The sequence below is a fragment of the Spirosoma utsteinense genome, assembly GCF_014282275.1.
Taxonomy (GTDB): Bacteria; Bacteroidota; Bacteroidia; order Cytophagales; family Spirosomataceae; genus Spirosoma; species Spirosoma utsteinense.
The window spans coordinates 163,376-181,318 of sequence record NZ_VFIA01000010.1 but is presented as its reverse complement, the minus strand read 5'-3'; the positions used below and the strand labels follow the sequence as shown (position 1 = coordinate 181,318).

14 protein-coding genes are annotated in these 17,943 nt (G+C 54.9%); 7 read left to right on the top strand and 7 right to left on the bottom strand.

Features of this window, described 5'->3' with window-relative positions; all coding sequences use genetic code 11:
• Positions 1-48 precede the first annotated feature (48 nt).
• The 6 genes from FH603_RS10400 (at position 49) to FH603_RS10375 (ending at position 7,371) form a co-directional block, all read left to right on the top strand.
• Positions 49-3,213 carry a putative LPS assembly protein LptD gene (locus tag FH603_RS10400; protein WP_235985355.1) on the top strand — a complete coding sequence of 1,055 codons (3,165 nt, stop codon included), beginning with the start codon at positions 49-51 and terminating at the stop codon, positions 3,211-3,213.
• A 153-nt stretch (positions 3,214-3,366) separates the two neighbouring features.
• On the top strand, positions 3,367-3,615 hold the full coding sequence (locus FH603_RS10395) for a hypothetical protein (RefSeq protein WP_186737422.1): 249 nt from the start codon (positions 3,367-3,369) through the stop codon (positions 3,613-3,615).
• A 60-nt stretch (positions 3,616-3,675) separates the two neighbouring features.
• Positions 3,676-5,367, top strand: a complete 1,692-nt coding sequence (gene gldG / locus FH603_RS10390) for a gliding motility-associated ABC transporter substrate-binding protein GldG (RefSeq protein WP_186737421.1) — start codon at positions 3,676-3,678, stop codon at positions 5,365-5,367.
• A 68-nt stretch (positions 5,368-5,435) separates the two neighbouring features.
• Positions 5,436-5,630: a hypothetical protein gene (locus FH603_RS10385; protein WP_186737420.1), complete on the top strand. Its 195-nt coding sequence runs from the start codon at positions 5,436-5,438 to the stop codon at positions 5,628-5,630.
• Positions 5,611-6,123 (top strand): DUF6169 family protein, encoded by a 513-nt coding sequence (locus FH603_RS10380; protein WP_186737419.1) that lies wholly within the window; start codon positions 5,611-5,613, stop codon positions 6,121-6,123. The genes FH603_RS10385 and FH603_RS10380 overlap by 20 nt, the downstream gene beginning before the upstream one ends.
• 84 nt (positions 6,124-6,207) lie before the next feature.
• Positions 6,208-7,371, top strand: coding sequence for a glycoside hydrolase family 88/105 protein (locus FH603_RS10375; RefSeq protein WP_186737418.1), 1,164 nt, complete (start codon positions 6,208-6,210; stop codon positions 7,369-7,371).
• A gap of 11 nt (positions 7,372-7,382) precedes the next feature.
• On the opposite strand, the gene FH603_RS10370 is transcribed toward FH603_RS10375, so the two are convergent.
• Together FH603_RS10370 and FH603_RS10365 are read right to left on the bottom strand one after the other, a co-directional pair.
• Positions 7,383-9,062, bottom strand: coding sequence for a complex I subunit 4 family protein (locus FH603_RS10370; protein ID WP_186737417.1), 1,680 nt, complete (start codon positions 9,060-9,062; stop codon positions 7,383-7,385).
• 78 nt (positions 9,063-9,140) lie between these two features.
• The gene (locus tag FH603_RS10365; RefSeq protein ID WP_186737451.1) at positions 9,141-11,063 is read right to left on the bottom strand and encodes an NADH-quinone oxidoreductase subunit 5 family protein; all 1,923 of its coding nucleotides are present in this window, start codon (positions 11,061-11,063) and stop codon (positions 9,141-9,143) included.
• Between the two features lie 294 nt (positions 11,064-11,357).
• On the opposite strand from FH603_RS10365, the gene FH603_RS10360 reads away from it, so the two are divergent.
• Positions 11,358-12,188: a class I SAM-dependent methyltransferase gene (locus FH603_RS10360; protein ID WP_186737416.1), complete on the top strand. Its 831-nt coding sequence runs from the start codon at positions 11,358-11,360 to the stop codon at positions 12,186-12,188.
• Positions 12,189-12,230: 42 nt separating this feature from the next.
• On the opposite strand, the gene FH603_RS10355 is transcribed toward FH603_RS10360, so the two are convergent.
• The 5 genes from FH603_RS10355 to FH603_RS10335 all read right to left on the bottom strand — a co-directional run bounded on the left by FH603_RS10355 (position 12,231) and on the right by FH603_RS10335 (position 17,803).
• Entirely contained in the window at positions 12,231-12,836 is a 606-nt protein-coding gene (locus FH603_RS10355; protein ID WP_186737415.1) for a 2OG-Fe(II) oxygenase, read from the bottom strand.
• Positions 12,837-12,859: 23 nt separating this feature from the next.
• Entirely contained in the window at positions 12,860-13,171 is a 312-nt protein-coding gene (nuoK, locus tag FH603_RS10350) for an NADH-quinone oxidoreductase subunit NuoK (RefSeq protein ID WP_186737414.1), read from the bottom strand.
• Positions 13,158-13,715, bottom strand: a complete 558-nt coding sequence (locus FH603_RS10345; RefSeq protein WP_186737413.1) for an NADH-quinone oxidoreductase subunit J family protein — start codon at positions 13,713-13,715, stop codon at positions 13,158-13,160. The genes nuoK and FH603_RS10345 overlap by 14 nt, the downstream gene beginning before the upstream one ends.
• An 86-nt stretch (positions 13,716-13,801) precedes the next feature.
• Positions 13,802-15,301: a 4Fe-4S dicluster domain-containing protein gene (locus tag FH603_RS10340; RefSeq protein ID WP_186737412.1), complete on the bottom strand. Its 1,500-nt coding sequence runs from the start codon at positions 15,299-15,301 to the stop codon at positions 13,802-13,804.
• 96 nt (positions 15,302-15,397) lie between these two features.
• Positions 15,398-17,803, bottom strand: a complete 2,406-nt coding sequence (locus tag FH603_RS10335) for an alpha-ketoacid dehydrogenase subunit alpha/beta (protein WP_186737411.1) — start codon at positions 17,801-17,803, stop codon at positions 15,398-15,400.
• Positions 17,804-17,943 lie beyond the last annotated feature (140 nt).

Sequence of the window (17,943 nt, the reverse complement as noted above, 5' to 3'; positions counted from 1 at the left end):
TTGGCAAATGTAATTTTTTTGATAAAACTGAAAAAAGTATACTTTATTTTGCGGTCCGCTTCAGTACGTACTTTTCTGAGTATCATTTGCATCCTTTGGGCGTTTAACTCCCTGGGTCAGAGTACTACGACACCACGACAGCCCGCAAAAGGAGGTATACCTACCACCACCGAACCGTCGCAGCGGGTAACAGACCAGACATCGGGCGCTACACCCGCTTCCCGTGCTGCCGAAAACAACCCGGCCTCCGGTGCTGCAACCGGCACATCGGCAACCACCGCCACAACGCCTTCGTCACAAACCGTACCGGCCCGGCAAACGACACGACAAACCCGGCCGGGCCTCGTTTCGCCCAATGTGGTGCGCCCCGAATCCCGAACAGCCGTTGGAAGCGATTCGCTCCGGGTTGCGGTAGCCGATTCGGCCATTACGGATTCGGCCCAGACCGACGCCACCTTCCAGACAACGGTTACTTATCAGGCTAAAGACTCTACGCTCTATGCTGCCGATGGGCAGACAGTCGAACTGTTTGGCGATGCCAGCGTCGTCTACGGCGATATCTCGCTCAAGGCCGACTATATCCGCATCAACTACCTCACCAATGAGGTATATGCCAAAGGTCGCTACGATTCGACCGCTAAAAAACTTATTGGACGTCCTATTTTTGAGGATGGTGAGGGTAAGTACGACTCGAAAGAAATCCGATATAACTTCAAAACCAAGAAAGGACGCATTCAGGGCGTTATTACGCAGCAGGGAGAAGGCAATATTCGGGGGCAAACGGTAAAGAAAGATGAGGAAGATAATCTATATATCGGAAAGGCTATCTACACTACCTGTAACCTGGCCACCCCTCACTTCCATATCAACGCCAGCAAACTGAAGGTTATCCATAACAAATCGGTTGTGGCGGGGCCGTTCAATCTGGTCATTAACCAGATTCCACTACCTCTTGGCCTGCCCTTTGGTTTTTTTCCGTTTCCCAAACGAAAAGAAATTGGTGTATCGGGAATTCTGGTGCCGCAGTATGGCGAGGAGCCCAACGGCCGGGGCTACTACCTGCGCGATGGAGGTTATTACTGGGCCGTAAGCGAGAATCTGGGGCTACAGTTCAAAGGTCAGATTTACTCGCGGGGTAGCTGGGGGGTGGGCGTATCGTCGGCCTACAACAAGAAGTACCGGTTTAGCGGAGCAGTGGACCTTCGTTTCAACCGGAACCGCTCCGGCGACCGTGTCGATACCAGCCAAACGCCCCGGAACGATTTTGCTTTCACCTGGTCACACTCGCCGGTGCCGCGTGGGCGGGGTAGCTTCTCGGCCAATGTAAACATCAGCAGCAACAGCTATAACCAGAACAATTCGTTCAGTACCCAATCCTATATCTCCAACGTAGCGGGTTCGTCGGTGCAGTACAGCCGCACGTTTGGGCAGTATGTGCGGGCGGGTGCCAACGTGCGGGTGAACCAGCAGTTTGGGCAGATTGACCGGATAACCCAGCAACGGGTCAACGGAAAAACCGACGTGTCGTCCGATTTCAACCTTGGCGTCAACCAGATTTCACCTTTCGCGCTCAAGGGCGGTACGGGGCGCTGGTATGAAAGTTTTCGCGTAGGACTGGACATCAGCGGGTCTATTGGTGTGAGCAACACCATCCGGAGCCAGATCGATACTACCGGCCTGGGTTTTCCGGTTATTTCAAATCTGAGGCCTATCAGTGCTATTCAGCGAACGCTGGATAGCACGCAGCGGGCGACTGACCTGCGTATCGGCACCGTGAGACAGGACCCAAACCTGATTCCTTTCAGCCAGAAAAACCTGCCTCAGATCTGGGAAAACCGGCTTGTTCAGGCACGCTATAGCATTCCTATTTCGCTGCCAAACGTAAAGCTGCTCCGCTACATCAACCTGACTCCCGGCTTTTCGTTGCAGGGCGACATTTACACCAAGAAACTGAACTATACGTATCTGGGCGTTGGAAATATTGTCAATCTGGACCCGGTAACGGGCCAGTACGTAACCAACACGAATGCCGTTCGGGTCGATACGGCGCGTGGCTTTTTTCCATCCTATAATTTTTCGGCCAATGCCAGTATGAACACCCGTTTTTACGGCACCTTCTTTATCCGCGGAAAACGCATCGAGGCCATTCGGCATACGGTTGCTCCGTCGATTTCGTTTAGCTATATCCCGGACTTCACGAACCCCATTTTCGGTCAGTTTCAGGTGCTGCCAGCTGTTGGAAGCCTTCGGGGCTTACCTGAATACCGGCGGACCCTGTCGGTGTTTCGGGGCCTGGGTGGAAACAGCAGCGGTGGAACGAGTACGGAGTCGGCGTTTATCTCGTTCGGTATCGTAAACCAGCTGGAAATGAAAGTCCGGACCCGGAATGACACGACTGGCCAGGATTTCAAGAAGGTCCCGATCTTCGACAACCTGAGCATCACGGGAAGTTATAACCTGCTGGCACCAGACTTTAACTTATCACCTATTGCGCTGAGTGCCAACACGCAGATTTTCAAAAACATCAGCTTCAACTTCTCGTCGACCTTCGACCCGTATGAACTCAGACCCTACGGCGGTACACCCTATTATAATTTGCCGACGTCGACAACCCCCATTCCTCCCACCAGTTTCTCCCCATTGATATTAAGAACGGTTGGTTACGATAACCGGGAATTCGTGCGGGTTCCGCAGAGCTATGCGTTTACAGCCGGGCAGGGTTTGCTCAGGTTGACCAATGTTCAGGCTTATGTGAGTGCCCGGTTCGCGCCGAAGCAGGCCGACAAGAAGAAAGTCAGCCCCAATGCATCCGATGCTACGCTGAAGGCCATCAACAACAACCCCGAACTGTACGTCGATTTCACTATACCCTGGTCGATGAACATGAGTTACACCTTCGGGCTTACTAAACTTACCCCCCAAATTTCGCAGGTGATCCAGGCGCTGACGCTGACGGGCGACCTGAGCCTGACGCCGAAATGGAAAATTACGTTACAGACGGGCTATGACTTCAAATTGAAAAGCCCTACGCTAACCACCATCGGTGTCAACCGCGACCTGCACTGCTGGGAAATGGCCTTCAACTGGACACCCTATGCGGGGAATAACCTGCGGGCCGGCAACTACTCGTTCGACCTCCGGGCGCGGTCATCCATCCTCCAGGAGCTGAAACTCTCCCGCCGTCGCAGTTTCTACGACCGGGGAGGGTTTTAATGAGCGGGGCGCGTAGCCTGAATGAGTGATTGAGTGATTAAGCGATTGGGCGGGGCGCGTAGCCTGATTAAGTGGAAATGCAGCAAATCACCCAATCCCCCAATGATTCTCGATAAATCCGTATCTTGCTTCGACTCTTAGTTAAAACCCACCATGACTGAACGCGATAAACAAAGACTGGACGAACTGGAAATGAAAACGGCTTACCTGATGGCCCGGCAGGATGAGCAAACGGCTAAAATGCATCAGATCACGGCCCGGTTGGTGTATATCGAAGCCCGGCAGCACCGACTGATGAAAGAGATCGGGATCGACCCCGAAAAACTCGATACTACGGAAGCCGCCAAAGCCGATGCCCAGGCTATCAACCTGCTGGCCATTCCCGAACAGCGTTGGAACTGAAGTTGCCAAAACCGGTACAGGCTGATACAACTGTACCGGTTTGATCGTTTATAGTCCTGTATGAAATCTGCTTCCCTGCGTACCCTTCTCTTTCTGGCTGCCTTAGTTGCCGTCAACATACTGTCGGCGTTTGTTTTTTTTCGACTCGACCTTACCGAGGAGAAACGGTATACGCTTTCCCCGGCAACGCAGTCGCTGCTGGCCGATCTGCCCGATGATATCCACGTGGAGGTGTACCTGACGGGCGATTTGCCACCGGGGTTCAAGCGGCTCGAAAATGCAGTTCGCGAAACGCTGGACGAGTTTCAGGCCCGCCGTGGTGTAGGGGCTGCCGCTATTACGTATCGGTTTGTCGATCCTGATGCCATTACCAGCGCCGACGCAAAAACCAAACTCATCGACCGGCTACAGCAACGGGGTTTGCTGCCCACGAACCTGTTCGCAAAAGAAGGCGGCAAACGCACCGAAAAGCTGGTTTTTCCCGGTGCGCTCGTCTCTTACAAAGGCAAAGAAACGGCCGTCCTGTTATTGAAGGGCAATAAAACAACGTCGCCTGAAGAGCAACTGAATCAATCCTATGAAGGGGTAGAGTTTCAACTGGCCTCCGCCATCCGCAAACTCACACAGACAGAAGGGAGCCGCAAACGGGTGGGGCTTCTGTATGGCCACACGCAGGTGCCACCCTCGCGGTTTGCCGATCTGCTGGCGTCTGTTCAGGAGAATTATAATCTGTTTTTTGTCGATATGTCCAAGCCTGGCCCTATTGTCGGTCTCGACGCGGTACTGGTGCCCAAACCTGACCGGCCCTTTTCGGAAGACGAACTATTTAAACTCGACCAGTTTGTCGTCAATGGGGGGCGGGCGCTGTTTTTCGTGGATGGCCAGCGCGTCGATAGCGTAAACAACGAAGGCACATACGCTCAGCCGCTTAACCTCAACCTCGACGACCTGTTTTTCCGCTGGGGCGTACGCGTCAACCGGAACGTGGTCAAGGATTTGTTGTGTGCGCCGATTCCGCTCAACGTCGGTAACATCGGCGATAAACCCAACATACAGCTGGTGCCGTGGCGTTTCTATCCATTGCTGAATAACTTTGGCCGCAGCGGCAACCCCATCGTTCGCAACCTCGACGCGGTCCTGAGCCGGTTCGTCAGTACGCTGGATACCGTCCGGGCAACGGGTGGCGATGGACAGCCCATCCAGAAAACACCACTTCTGCTCACGTCGCCTTATACCCAGTTGCTGAAGGCCCCCGCCCTGATTTCCTACAATGAAGCCCGGCAACAACCCGACCCGGAAACCTATACGGCCGGGGTGCAGATAATAGGGTGTTTGCTCGAAGGGCGCTTTCAGTCGCTTTTTGCCAACCGGATCTTGCCGGGCGACCCCCGCGCCAGTGGTTTCCGGCCCGTAGGTGAACCATCGCGCGTGCTGGTCTGCTCGGATGGTGACCTGATCATCAACGACGTCGATTACAAGCGTAATACACCCTATCCGCTGGGTTTCGACCGGTATACGCGCAACACATATGCCAACAAGGATTTTGCGCTCAACGCTATCGATTACCTGGTCGATCCGAACGGGGTGATTGCCGCCCGTACCCGTACGGTGGCGCTGCGCCCGCTGGACAAGATACGGCTGGACGCTGGCCGTACCGGCTGGCAACTGCTGAATGTGCTGGGCCCCTTAGCGTTGATCGGTTTGATTGGGGTTGTCTGGCAGGTTGTGCGCCGGAAGCGGTATCATGCATGAACTGGAATCAACAGGTAGCCGTTTTGAGTAGAAATAAGTAAATTGGCCTGATCAACAAATGATTGCTTATGGAGACGCATCCACATCCTTTCATAACACTGTCTCGTCATGAGCGGGCCGTGGCTATCCTGGAGCGCCTGATCGCCGACAAGCGGCAGGCAGAAGAAGAGATTGTCGACAACTTTCATACCGATCCGTTGATCCAGGCGGCAGTCGCTGAGTTAAAGCGTAGACGTGACGAGCGTGGAACAGCTGCCATCTAGATACGATTTTCAATTTGTTGGCGGTCAGAAAAATATATATCTATTTTCGACGGAAAAACTGATCCTTTATGAGATTCAGTTTAAGCCCACACCGTACCTGTTCGGTTATGATTTTGTACTGGCGAACGAGATTGTTGAGTTAGTTATCAACGTTGCGGATAATCCAACTGGCCGACGCCCTTCGTTCGATGTACTGATTGCTCCCACTGTTGCCGCAATCATCAATGACTTCTATCAAAGAAGCGAGCTGACCATTACAATTTTCATCTGCGATACTGCCGATCGGAAAGAGGAAGCACATTGGCGGAAGTTCAACCGCTGGTATGATCATTTTGCCGCCAATGACTACATGCGGATTGATGATGGTTTCTATGACGCGGAAAAGCAACTTATCTATCATTGTGCGATTATTATTAAGCGCGCTAACCCGTATAGTAAGGAGGTAAGTTCGGCTTTTATAGATTTGATGACAGACTATAGTGCGGGTAAGTAGTAAACCGCCATGGCCAACTTCCTTCTAGGCTGGGAATGACTCGTTAAACAGGTATACGCAGACCAGCCGTGTCCAATCTTTGCTATGAAATTCTTCTTCTTTCGCCCGTATCAGTCGCTGGTCAGGTTACTGATTTGTGTGATTATACTGTCCACATTCGCTGCCGCCGATAGCGAACCGGATTCAAAGCTCCCCGCAAAGTCGGCGATTTTACAGACCATGACCCGCGCCAATGCGTATTTCATGAAGGCATGGCCAGACCCCGGTCAGGTGATCGTCACCAACAAAACCCGCCCCAGCAATATCTGGACCCGTGCCGTTTATTACGAAGGATTAATGGCCCTGTATGGTGTAGACCCAAAAAAGCCGTATTACGACTACGCTGTCGAATGGGGTGAAAAACATAACTGGGGCCTGCGGAGTGGTATGAAAACCCGTAATGCCGATGACCAGTGCTGTGGTCAGACCTACATCGACCTGTTCGAAATCGACAAAAAGCCGGAGCGCATCCGCGACATAAAGGCCAGTATCGACACCATGCTGACCAGTCCGAAAGTAGATGACTGGAACTGGATCGACGCCCTGCAAATGGCCATGCCTGTTTATGCTAAATTAGGCGTGTTGTACAACGATCCGGCCTACTTCGAGAAGATGTATCAGCTGTATGCCTATTCGAAAAAGAAGCATGGCGGCAATGGTCTATATAACCCAACCGATCATTTGTGGTGGCGCGACGCCGATTTTGTGCCACCCTATAAAGAGCCGAACGGCGAAGACTGCTACTGGTCGCGGGGGAACGGCTGGGTTATAGCCGCCCTGGTGCGCGTGCTCGCCATTATGCCGAAAAACGCCCCCCACCGTGCCGAATATGAACGCACCTTCCTCGATATGATAGCCGCCCTAAGGCCGTTGCAGCGGCCCGATGGCTACTGGAACGTGAGCCTGCACGATGCCACTAACTTCGGCGGTAAAGAACTGACAGGAACGGCCCTCTTCGTCTACGGCATGGCCTGGGGTGTGAATCAGGGGTTGCTCGACCGAAAAGTTTATACGCCCATTATGGCAAAAGCCTGGAACGCGATGGCTACCGAATCAGTACATCCAACCGGTTTTTTGGGGTATGTGCAGGGAACGGGTAAAGAACCCAAAGATGGCCAGCCCGTCACCTATACCAGCAAGCCGGATTTTGAAGACTACGGCCTCGGCTGTCTGCTGCTGGCGGGGAGCGAGTTGTACCGAATGAAATAGGAACAGGTGGTTTACTCCACCGCAAACTTCACCATCCACTGCCCCACGGTGGTGCTGGTGAGGGTAAAGATCAGGTTCGGGAATAGGCCCAGTGCCAGCGCCAGTGCCCCCAGCGGAATCAGCATGAGTTTTTCGCGGGCGGTGAGGTCGCTCAGAACAGGGACAGGCGTTAAGGCCGTCGCTTCGTGGCGAAACCAGAACGGACCAAAAAACATGCGCTGGAGCGTCCAGAGGAAGTAAGCTGCGGCCAGTAGAATACCCGTTGCGGCTACGGCCGTGAGCCAGCCGGGCAACCACTCGGACTGGAAGCTCCCCATGAGGGTGAACAACTCGCCGACGAATCCTGAAAAGCCCGGTAACCCCAGCGACCCAAAGAAGGCGACGGCTGTCAGGGTAGCGTAGTAGGGCATGGGCTGCATCAGACCCCGGTAGGAATCGATGCGCCGGTCGTGGGTGCGGTCGTAAATGACGCCCGTCAACAAAAATAGCATCGCCGACAGAACGCCGTGGCTCACCATCTGATACACCGCGCCGTTGATGCCTTCGGCCGTAAGTGACGCCATACCGAGCAGGACGAAACCCATGTGTGACACCGACGAATAGGCAATCATCTTCTTGAGGTCATTCTGGGCCAGCGCTACCAGCCCACCATACACAATGGAGATCGTACCCAGCACGGCCAGCGTCTGGGCATATTCGGCCGCCCCATCCGGAAAGAAGTTCCAGACGATCCGCAGAAAGCCGTAGCCACCAATTTTGAGCAGGACACCCGCCAGCACGACCGACACCGGCGTTGGGGCTTCGACGTGGGCATCGGGCAACCACGTATGGAGCGGAACGATGGGTAGTTTGATAGCAAAACCAATGAACACGGCCCAGAAGGCCAGCATCCGGGCCGGGAGCCCCAGTACGATTGGCTCGGAGGCCGGGTTCAGGAACGCGCTGGGGAGGTAGTTGCCGCCGTCGGCGAGGTAACGCATGTCGAACGTATGTACGATCAGCGTCGGGTTGATCTGACCGCTTTGCAGATGTCCCTGAATAACCCGGATGACTTCGTCCGTTGCCGCCGAGGGGTCAGCAATGAAACCGGCTGCTACGGCCGTGCTGACCGGGTCCATCACCGACAGATACAGCCCGATCATAACCAGTAGAATCAGCAACGAGCCCAGCAGTGTATAAAGAAAGAATTTGATGGAAGCATACTCCCGGCGTGGTCCGCCCCACAATCCGATCAGGAAATACATGGGCAGGAGCATAAACTCGAAGAACAAAAAGAACAGGAAGAAGTCGAGGGCCAGGAAACAACCCATGATCGTGCCCGTCAGGAGCAGATACAGCGAGTAATAGGCCTTCTGCCGGTGCGTAATAGTCCACGACGACACGACGCCAACCAGCATGACAACTGCCGAGAGTACCACGAGTGGTAAACTCATGCCGTCGATACCGACCAGGTAATCGATGGACGCGATGCCGAGATTGCCGAGTGGCAGCGTAATCCAGTTGGCCTGCTCAAGTAGCTGATAGCCGCCTATCGACCGATCGAAAGCCATACAGGCCAGTCCGGCCAGCGCTCCCTCGATCAGTGTGATAATCAGGGCAATCCAGCGAAACCGCATCGTCTGGTTTTCGGGTAGCAACGCCACCAGCAACGAACCGACCAACGGCAGAAAAATGAGTAGCGAAAGAATCATGCGTAACGCGGACAGGATGTCCGCTTATAAAAACACAAAAATAGGCGGGCAGGATGCGGAAACGTCCGCCCGGCCGCATTACAATAACCACCAAAGCATTACCAACAAACCCACTACCGCAGCGGTGATGTAGGATTGAACCTTCCCGTTCTGCACCGACCGGGTCAACGAGCCAAGCTGACCCGCCAGCCAGGCTGCGCCGTTGACAAATCCGTCGATGACGTAGCGATCCAGGCCATTGGCCAGATGAGCCAGCACCACCACCGATATCCCCGCGTTATTGACAGCCCCATCGACCAATCGCTGATCGGTGCGGTTGAGGTGAGCCGCAAATTTAAGGGTCGGGTCAATGATCAGAAACTGATAGATCGTGTCGAGAAAGCCATAATCGAGCGACAGTCTTACATAACTCCGGCTGTAGTCGGGCTCCCGCAGCCGAAAGCCCCACCAGCCTCCCAGCCCCACCAGCCCCACCGAAACCGGGGCCAGCCAGCCAATGGGAGGCTCTTCAGGTATCGGGAAGAAAGCAAAAAACCAGCTCTCGTGGGCATTGAATGGATTGACAGAAAACCAGATAAACACCGACAGCGCTGCCAGCACCACCACCGGCCCGCGCATGAGCCAGCTGGGTTCGTGAACCTGAGCCAGCGATACCGCATCCTTCCGGTACGCGCCGAAGAAAACCAGCCGCCACTGCCGGGCCATGTAAAACGCCGTCAGACCCGACGAAACCAATAACAGTACCGGAATCACCCCGGACAACGAACCCGGTTGTCGATCGGCCCACGCAAACGCTCCCCCCAGAATAGCTTCTTTGGAGAGGAAACCAGAGAAGAAGGGTAGGCCCGCCAGCGCAGCCGCACACAGGGTGTAAGCCACAAAGGTGGTAGGAAGGGTATGGCGCAGACCGCCCATCTGCCGCATGTCCTGCGTGTGAACCGCGTGGATGACGGACCCGGCGCTCAGAAACAGACCCGCTTTGAAAAATGCGTGTGTCAGGAGGTGGAACAAGGCACCTTCTACATGGCCAGTCCCCATGCCTGCCACCATCAGGCCCAGTTGGGAGACCGTGGAGAAAGCCAGTACTTTTTTGATGTCGGTTTGGAAAACGGCCGAGTAACCGCCCCAGAGCGTCGTGATGGTGCCGACGACCGTGATAACGACCAGCGCATCGGGGGAAAGTAAAGGATGTATACGGGCAAGCAGAAAAATACCGGCCGCTACCATGGTTGCTGCGTGGAGCAGGGCCGATACGGGTGTGGGGCCTTCCATGGCGTCGGGTAGCCAGGTCAGCAATGGGAACTGGGCCGATTTGCCGACGCATCCCATAAACAGGCACAAGCCAAGGACTGTTGGGGCGTTGCCCACAGCACCAGTGCCGGTCAAAACCGACAAGTCGAACGTGTCGAAGTAATAGTACATCAGGAAAATGCCGAGCAGAAAGCCTATGTCGCCCACCCGGTTCATCAGGAAGGCTTTTTTGGCGGCTTTGCCAGCGGCAGGACGTTCGGTGTAAAAGCCGATCAGCAGGTACGACGCCAGACCAACCAGTTCCCAGAACGCATAGAGCACCAGCAGATTCCCGGCCAGCACGATACCCAGCATAGCACCAACGAACAGCTGTAGATAAGCAAAGTAACGCGACAACTGGCGGGGGGCGCTCTCGGCTTCCTCGTGGAGGTAAGCTATGGAGTAGATCTGTACGAGCAACGCCACAAAATGTACCAGAATCAGCATAAGAGCCGTAAGCACATCGAGCCGGAAACTAACGCCAAACGAGACACCGGAAATCGTTGCCCAATCGGCCCGCAGACTTACTACATCGGTCGGCAGGTTGGCTGCCAGCAGGACCGAGAGCAGTAACCCCGTCCCTGTCAAACCTACTGCCAGTCCACCCGCCAGGCGTCCGTTAGCCCGTGCTATCGCCAGAAAACCGGCGAAAGGGAGCAGGAGCAGGGCGATGGTTAGCGCAGATACTAGAGGAAACGGGTCAACGGGCATTCGCAGGCGTTTGAATAAACCGCAAATATCCCGATTCATAAATGGGAAACCAACTACCGCCCGCTGGCACTTCCGCAGTTTTTGATAGCTTTACGCCACTATCCACTTTTGTCTTTAGACTTACATGGTAAATACGTTACTGAACAACGCGCTCTGGTTTGAATCACCAGGTCTGTTTTTCACAAACCATGCCCACTCTCTGGCTTCCTGTTGATCAGCCGTTGAGGATCAGCTACCTGCCTTTCTTTAACCACCTTTCTCTAAAGCCCTGCCTATAGGGCGCTCCGATTCCCTATGACCATTAAACAATTTATTCCTTCCTCAATTAAAACAGCGCTCAAGCAGGCTGTACCTGTCACGCTCGTCGATCGGTTCGAGATCATAACGGGGCAGCGGGATTCGCTCACCCCGCCTAAACGGCTTCATTTCGTGGGCGGTGGGGATTTCAAAAGTCATGGTGATGCGTTCTTCGGGCGCTTCCGGGAGATAGGTGACCTGCAACCGACCGATCGGGTGCTGGACGTTGGTAGCGGAGTAGGTCGTTTAGCCGTACCGTTAGCCCAATACCTGACGACCAGCAACTGCTACGAAGGTATCGAAATCGTAAAGGATGGGGTAGACTGGTGCCAGCAGTTTATCACGAAAAAGTACCCGGAGTTTCGGTTTGGCCACCTGAACATCTACAACAAAACCTATAATCCGGCGGGTCAGGTTCTTGCCTCGGAAGTTGTTTTCCCTTTTCCGGCAGACTCGTTTACGTTCTGTTTTCTTACATCGGTGTTCACCCACATGCTCGAAAAAGACGTGGTTCACTACCTGAAAGAGCTGTATCGCGTACTGAAGCCGGGTGGCCGGGTGTACTTTACCATCTTTCTGCTCAATACAGACTCCCGGCGACTGATCGACGCGGGCCGTTCCAGCATTGCCCTTAAGCCGTTTACCGATTTGTCGATGGTAGAAAGCACCGACGCGCCCGAAAATGCGATTGCCTTCGATGAAACGTTTATCGTGAATACGCTGGCCGAAATAGGCTTTGTGATCAAAGGGGGGATACGGTACGGTTACTGGTCGGGACGGACGGAAAATTTCTATGATTACCAGGATACGCTGGTCGTGACCCGCTAAGCTACTGTCAGCCCGAGATACAAATTTCGGGCTGATGTGTTTTCAGGCCGTTTTGAGCCAGCCTGTAACGCTCAGCCGCTCCCGGGTAGCCGGGAAAACTTCATGCTCCAGCTGGCCGCTGTCGAAGCATACCAGCCGACCACCTGCTGGCACTACCGTCACCTGTTGTTCTGACCCATCCGCGTCGGGAACGTACAACGCCAGCTGGCCACCATCGGATTCCTGCCAGTTCGTATTGAGGTAGCAGATGACCGAAAGCTTCCGGCGAGAGTCACTTTTGAACCGGTCCAGGTGGCGTTTGTAGACGGTGCCGGTTGGGTAGAGGGCGTAATGAAATTCGTAATCCCGCAAGCCGAGGTAACACGTTTGATTGACGTACTGGACAAACTGGCCGATGCGGTCCAGAAAAGCCCGTTCCTCCGAAATGACTGTGTCTTCGTCGAGCCACAGGATTTCGTCGCCCCGAATGGCTGTCTGGATGCTCACCTGCTGGTTACCGATACCGGCCGACCGAAATTGACCAGCCTCGCGCCGGTTTCGCAAACACAGGGCAAGTCCCGAGACTTCGGACGGTGACAGAAAGTTGTCGAGAATGCCGTATCCGTCCGCAAGGATGCCGTCGATAATGGGTTCGTAGTCAGGGTTCATCAGGAAATACAGACGGGGCCGGGTTACTGCTTCAGTTCATTCAGTTCGTCGAGCTGAGCCGTTTTGAAATGGCGGTAGACCTGCAGCACGATAGCCAGCGCCACCGCCGATTCAGCAGCTGCCACCACCATAACGAACAGCGCCAGCATTTGCCCCTGCAAGCGGTCAGGGTCATACTGGCTGAACGCAACCAGATTGATATTGACGGCGTTCAGCATCAGTTCGATACCCATCAGCACCACAATGGCATGACGCTTGAAGAGCACGACGGCCAGCCCGATGCTGAACAGCGCAGCGCCAACGATCAAAAAAAGGTGACTGTCAACGGGCTGCATGAGGGCTGGATTTAGTAGGGGATGCGGCCAGGTACGTAGCGCCAACCAGCGCTGCCAGCAGCAGAATGCCAACAATTTCGAAAGGAACTACATACTCGGTCATGAGTTGTTTGCCAACCGTGCGGATCGTGCTTTCCCAGCCAATGGGTCGGCTCAACAGGCTGAAATGAGCCCGCCGTAGCAGCGTATACAACGCCATAAATAAGCCGCCAGCTACCAGTACCGGAAGCACCCGGGAGAGAGAGGTCCCCACCCGGTTCAGCGATGCAATGCGATTGGGCGTCTGGCTGCTGGCGTCGGTCGGCCGTTCGGGTTTGTGGGTGAGCATGACGCCGAAGATAACCAGCACCAATACCCCGCCAACATAGATCATAATCTGGGCAATGGCCAGAAAGTCGGCGCTCGCCAGCACGAACAGGCCAGCTGTACCCAACAGGGTCAGCAACAGAAAAAAGGCCGCATACAGTACATTACGCGTGAATAGCACGGCAAAGGCACCAATGAGCGTAAGAGCCGCGAAGGCATAAAAAGCAAGTTGAACCACGGGTTACTGGTAAAAGTGTGGGCGTTTACGTGTTCGTTCCCGATGGGAGATGCGCCACGGGCTGACCAATTACGAAACAAAAGTAATCAGGATGATGCAGCTGCCGACTCATCATTCGGTTTTGGCCGCATAGTCGGGCGGAAGGCCGGTTTTGGTTTCGGTACGCTTTCCGGTTCCGCCTGGGGTGTTTCTTCAGCTGGTGCCGGGTTTGCGGGTCCATCAGCTGTAGGAATGGGTGTGGCCGGTGCGTTGGGCTGTGCCGGTTTCATCGTGGGCCGGAACGCGGGCCGGGGCTTAGGTTCGGCCAAGGTGGGCGGGGGCGATTCCGGCGTTTCAGGCGCTGTGGATTGTTGCGGCTCCGATGCTGACGGTACGGCCTTTGCCGGGGCACCCGGCTTCATCGTGGGCCGGAACGCAGGTTTAGGCGCAACGGGCGCTGGTTCGGACGGAGCGGGCTTATCCGCCACCGGTTCTTGCGACGCCGGTGCGTCGGTGCGTGCCGGTTTCATCGTAGGCCGGAAACCAGCCGGTTTAGGGGCTGGCTGTGTCGGCTCGGGCGCTTCAGACGTAGCCGCCGGTGTAGAGTCCGGTTGCTCAGGCTTAGTCGTCGCCGGTTTTGGCGGTTTCATGGTAGGCCGGAAACCGGCTGGCTTTGCGGGAACCGGTTTTACACCAGCCGCTGGCTGGCTTTCGGCTAAAGGCTGCACACGGTCGTCCACCACTGGTTCCGGCGCGGGAGCGTCCGGACCCGTCGGCGGGCTGGCAACCGCGGGCGTAGCGGGTTTTTGAGTGGGTCTGAAAACAGGCTTTTTCGCTTTCTCCAGTCCACCCTGGGCAATCTGCTGCATTTCCTCCGGTGTGGCGTCGGTCAGGGGATGAGCAATGGCACCATCGGTCGAATTGGCGTTTGGGTCGGGTGGTGGCGTAGACACTGGTTTTGCCGTTGGCCTGAAAACGGGCTTTTTCGCGGCAGCGGGAGCTTCTGCCGGTGCGCTGGTAGCCGCGGCTTTGGCCACCGACTGGGCCGCTTTGGCAGCTTCTTTTTCCAGCAGAAACTGTTCGTACAGCGCTCGCTTCTCGTCGGCTTCGGCGGGTGTCAGTTCTGCGAACTGATAGGTCAGCTTACCCAGCTCGAACTCACTATAATCGAACTTTTTGTCCATCGTGAGGCACTCGGTGGGGCAAACAACCGTACACAGGCCGCAGTAGCAGCACTTGGCCATGTCGATGTCGAACTTAGCGGCATACAACCGGATGGGCGACCCGTCGGATGCCCGCCCGACTTCTTCTGTTGCTTTAATAGCATCGATGGTAATGCAATCGACGGGACATACCTTGGCACATTTATCACAGACGATACAGTCTTCGATTTCGTTGCGTAGCTGGTAGCGCCCGTTATCGGGTATGGGGAGTTGCTCGTGAGGGTATTGTAGCGTAACCAGACCATTCTGGAGGTCAAAATAATTATCGCTGGCAATACCTTCAGCCGTCCGGCGATGTGTTGCATTGCGCAGGTGCCTCAGGGTCAGGCTAAGGCCCTTGAGCGTCGTTCGAATGCCGGATTGTATGTCCTTGAAGTATGACATTTTCTCAATGATAAATGAGTGAATGATGGACTCAGTGAATAACTAAAGCAGCCTGGCCTGTTCTATTCACTGAGTTTATCATTCACTCATTCCAAATTAAATGTTGGGAAACCGATCTGGCTCAGCCTCGCTCATCAGCGCATAGACCGTCTCGATCACGTCGTCAACGCTTGGTTTGGAAAAATAGTCCCCATCGGATCCGTACGGTGGGCGGTGTGCTTTCGCCGACAATGTGCGGGGGGGTGAGTCTATATACCGATAAGCATTTTGACTCTCTATAACCTGTTGCATCATATACGCCGATGCACCACCCGGTACATCTTCATCGGCAAACAGGACCCGGTTTGTTTTTTTGATCGAGTCGACAATGGAATGATGTACATCGAAGGGCAGCAGCGTCTGTACATCGATTACTTCCAGGCTGATACCCATCGAAGCCAGTTGTGCGGCAGCTTCCACGACAATCCGGCACATGGAACCATAGGTCACCACGGTTATGTCAGTACCTGGACGCAAAATTTCCGGAACGCCCAGAGGCACGCAGAACTCGTTGAGGTTGGCGGGCAGTTTTTCTTTCAGCCGATAGCCATTCAGCGACTCGATCAGCAGGGCCGGGTCGTCCCCTTTTAACAGGGTATTGTAGAAGCCAACTGCCTGTGTCATATTACGGGGAACCAGTACATGCATTCCCCGAAGGCTGCTGATCATCGTCCCCATGGGTGAGCCCGAGTGCCAGATGCCTTCCAGCCGGTGTCCGCGTGTCCGAACGATAAGGGGCGCTTTTTGCCCACCTTTGGTGCGGTAATGCAACGTAGCCAGATCGTCGGTCAGCGTCGACAGGGCGTAATAGATGTAGTCGAAATATTGAATCTCGACAATGGGCCGAAGACCGCGCATGGCTAACCCGATGCCCTGACCAATGATGGTCGTTTCGCGGATTCCTGTGTCGGTAATGCGGATCTCGCCATATTTTTCCTGAAGGCCGGCAAAGCCCTGATTCACGTCTCCAATCTGGCCAACATCTTCGCCCAGCGCCACCAAACGGGCATCGCGGGCAAACAGACTGTCGAAGTAATGCTGTAACAGCAGGTAACCATCCAGCATGGGCGCATCGGCGTCGTAGCGGGCAGGAACACCGTCGACCCGCATCGGGGAATCCGGCGACTGGCTATAGAGATATGAACTGAAGCGGTCGACATTTTCCTCGCTGGTGCGCTCGATCCAAGCCTGCAAAAGCGGCCGGGCATTTCCCGTATCGGTGCGCAGCAACCGAATGGCCTGACGAACGGCTGTAACGGCATCCCGACGCAGGGGAGTTGGCGTTTTACGCAATACTTCCCGAATAGACATCAACTCAGCTGATTTCGAGTTGTGCCGGGCAACCTGATGGAGCAGATCGACGGCTTCATCGAAATCACCTTTCATCGATTGCTGATAGGCGCTCCAGGCGCTGATTCGTGCCTGTTTGGCTACCTCTTTGGCACCGGCTTCAATGGCTTCCAGTTCGTCGTTTGTGGCGTAGCCATTTTCCAGTATCCACTGCCGGAATGTCTTATTGCAGTCGCGTTCGGCCTCCCACGCCAGACGCTCCTTCGATTTGTAGCGTTCGTGTGAGCCAGAGGTGGAGTGACCCTGCGGCTGGGTGAGTTCCTGAACATGAACCAGCACGGGCACGTGCTCATTGCGGCATATCAGGGCGGCCTGCTGGTAGGTTTCGAGCAGGGCAACATAGTCCCAGCCCTTCACCGTGAAGATCTCGAATCCTTTATCGTCGGCATCGCGCTGGAAACCAGCCAGCGCTTTTGAAATACTGCCTTTGGTTGTCTGGTACTCTACCGGAACCGAAATGCCGTAGCCATCGTCCCAGACCGACATCAGCAGGGGGACCTGTAATACGCCGGCTGCGTTCATCGATTCCCAGAACATACCCTGCGATGTGGACGCATCGCCAATGGTGCCGAAAACGATCTCATTGCCCTGCCGGGAGAAGTTGGTTAGGTTGTTGAGCGCGGGGTTGGCCCGGAACAGTTTGGACGCATAAGCCAGGCCCAGTGCCCGCGGGAGCTGACCCGCTGTTGGCGCAATGTCGCAAACCGAGTTATACAGCTCGGTTTGGTTGCGCCACTGACCCTGGTCATCGAGCCAGCGCGTAGCAAAGTGGCCGTTCATTGACCGGCCAGCTGTATTGGGGTCGGCAGCCAGATCGGTATGAGCATACAGCTGGGCGAAAAACTCGGTCCAGCGCAACTCACCCAACGCGGCTACGAACGTTTGATCGCGGTAATAGCCCGACCGGAAATCACCCCGGTTGAAGGCGCTGGCTGCTGCAAGTTGCGCCAGTTCTTTTCCATCGCCAAAAATGCCAAATTTGGCTCGTCCGCCCATTACATCACGCCGGCCTAGCAAACTCGCCTGTCGACTTTCGCAGGCTAGCCGGTAGTCGGATAGGATTTTTTCGCGAGAGAAGATATCTGTCGCGCGGAGTTGTTCGTTTGCTATCACAGCAGAGCTACGGGTTGAAAGCGTACAACATTAATTTATCGATGAAGTGGAGTAAAGAGCCGGTTTTAAGAGCGCCACGTGAAGGTAAAAGTAAGGGAAAACAAGGCAGCTTTCAAAAAAACGAATTTCTGTGTTTATTT

Coding starts and splice junctions, on each gene's coding strand:
- gldG (WP_186737421.1), top strand. CDS start 3,676: ATGAAATCTGCTTCCCTGCGTACCCTTCTCTTTCTGGCTGCCTTAGTT.
- FH603_RS10370 (WP_186737417.1), bottom strand. CDS start 9,062: ATGATTCTTTCGCTACTCATTTTTCTGCCGTTGGTCGGTTCGTTGCTG.
- FH603_RS10375 (WP_186737418.1), top strand. CDS start 6,208: ATGAAATTCTTCTTCTTTCGCCCGTATCAGTCGCTGGTCAGGTTACTG.
- FH603_RS10360 (WP_186737416.1), top strand. CDS start 11,358: ATGACCATTAAACAATTTATTCCTTCCTCAATTAAAACAGCGCTCAAG.
- FH603_RS10365 (WP_186737451.1), bottom strand. CDS start 11,063: ATGCCCGTTGACCCGTTTCCTCTAGTATCTGCGCTAACCATCGCCCTG.
- nuoK (WP_186737414.1), bottom strand. CDS start 13,171: ATGCAGCCCGTTGACAGTCACCTTTTTTTGATCGTTGGCGCTGCGCTG.
- FH603_RS10395 (WP_186737422.1), top strand. CDS start 3,367: ATGACTGAACGCGATAAACAAAGACTGGACGAACTGGAAATGAAAACG.
- FH603_RS10340 (WP_186737412.1), bottom strand. CDS start 15,301: ATGTCATACTTCAAGGACATACAATCCGGCATTCGAACGACGCTCAAG.
- FH603_RS10385 (WP_186737420.1), top strand. CDS start 5,436: ATGGAGACGCATCCACATCCTTTCATAACACTGTCTCGTCATGAGCGG.
- FH603_RS10355 (WP_186737415.1), bottom strand. CDS start 12,836: ATGAACCCTGACTACGAACCCATTATCGACGGCATCCTTGCGGACGGA.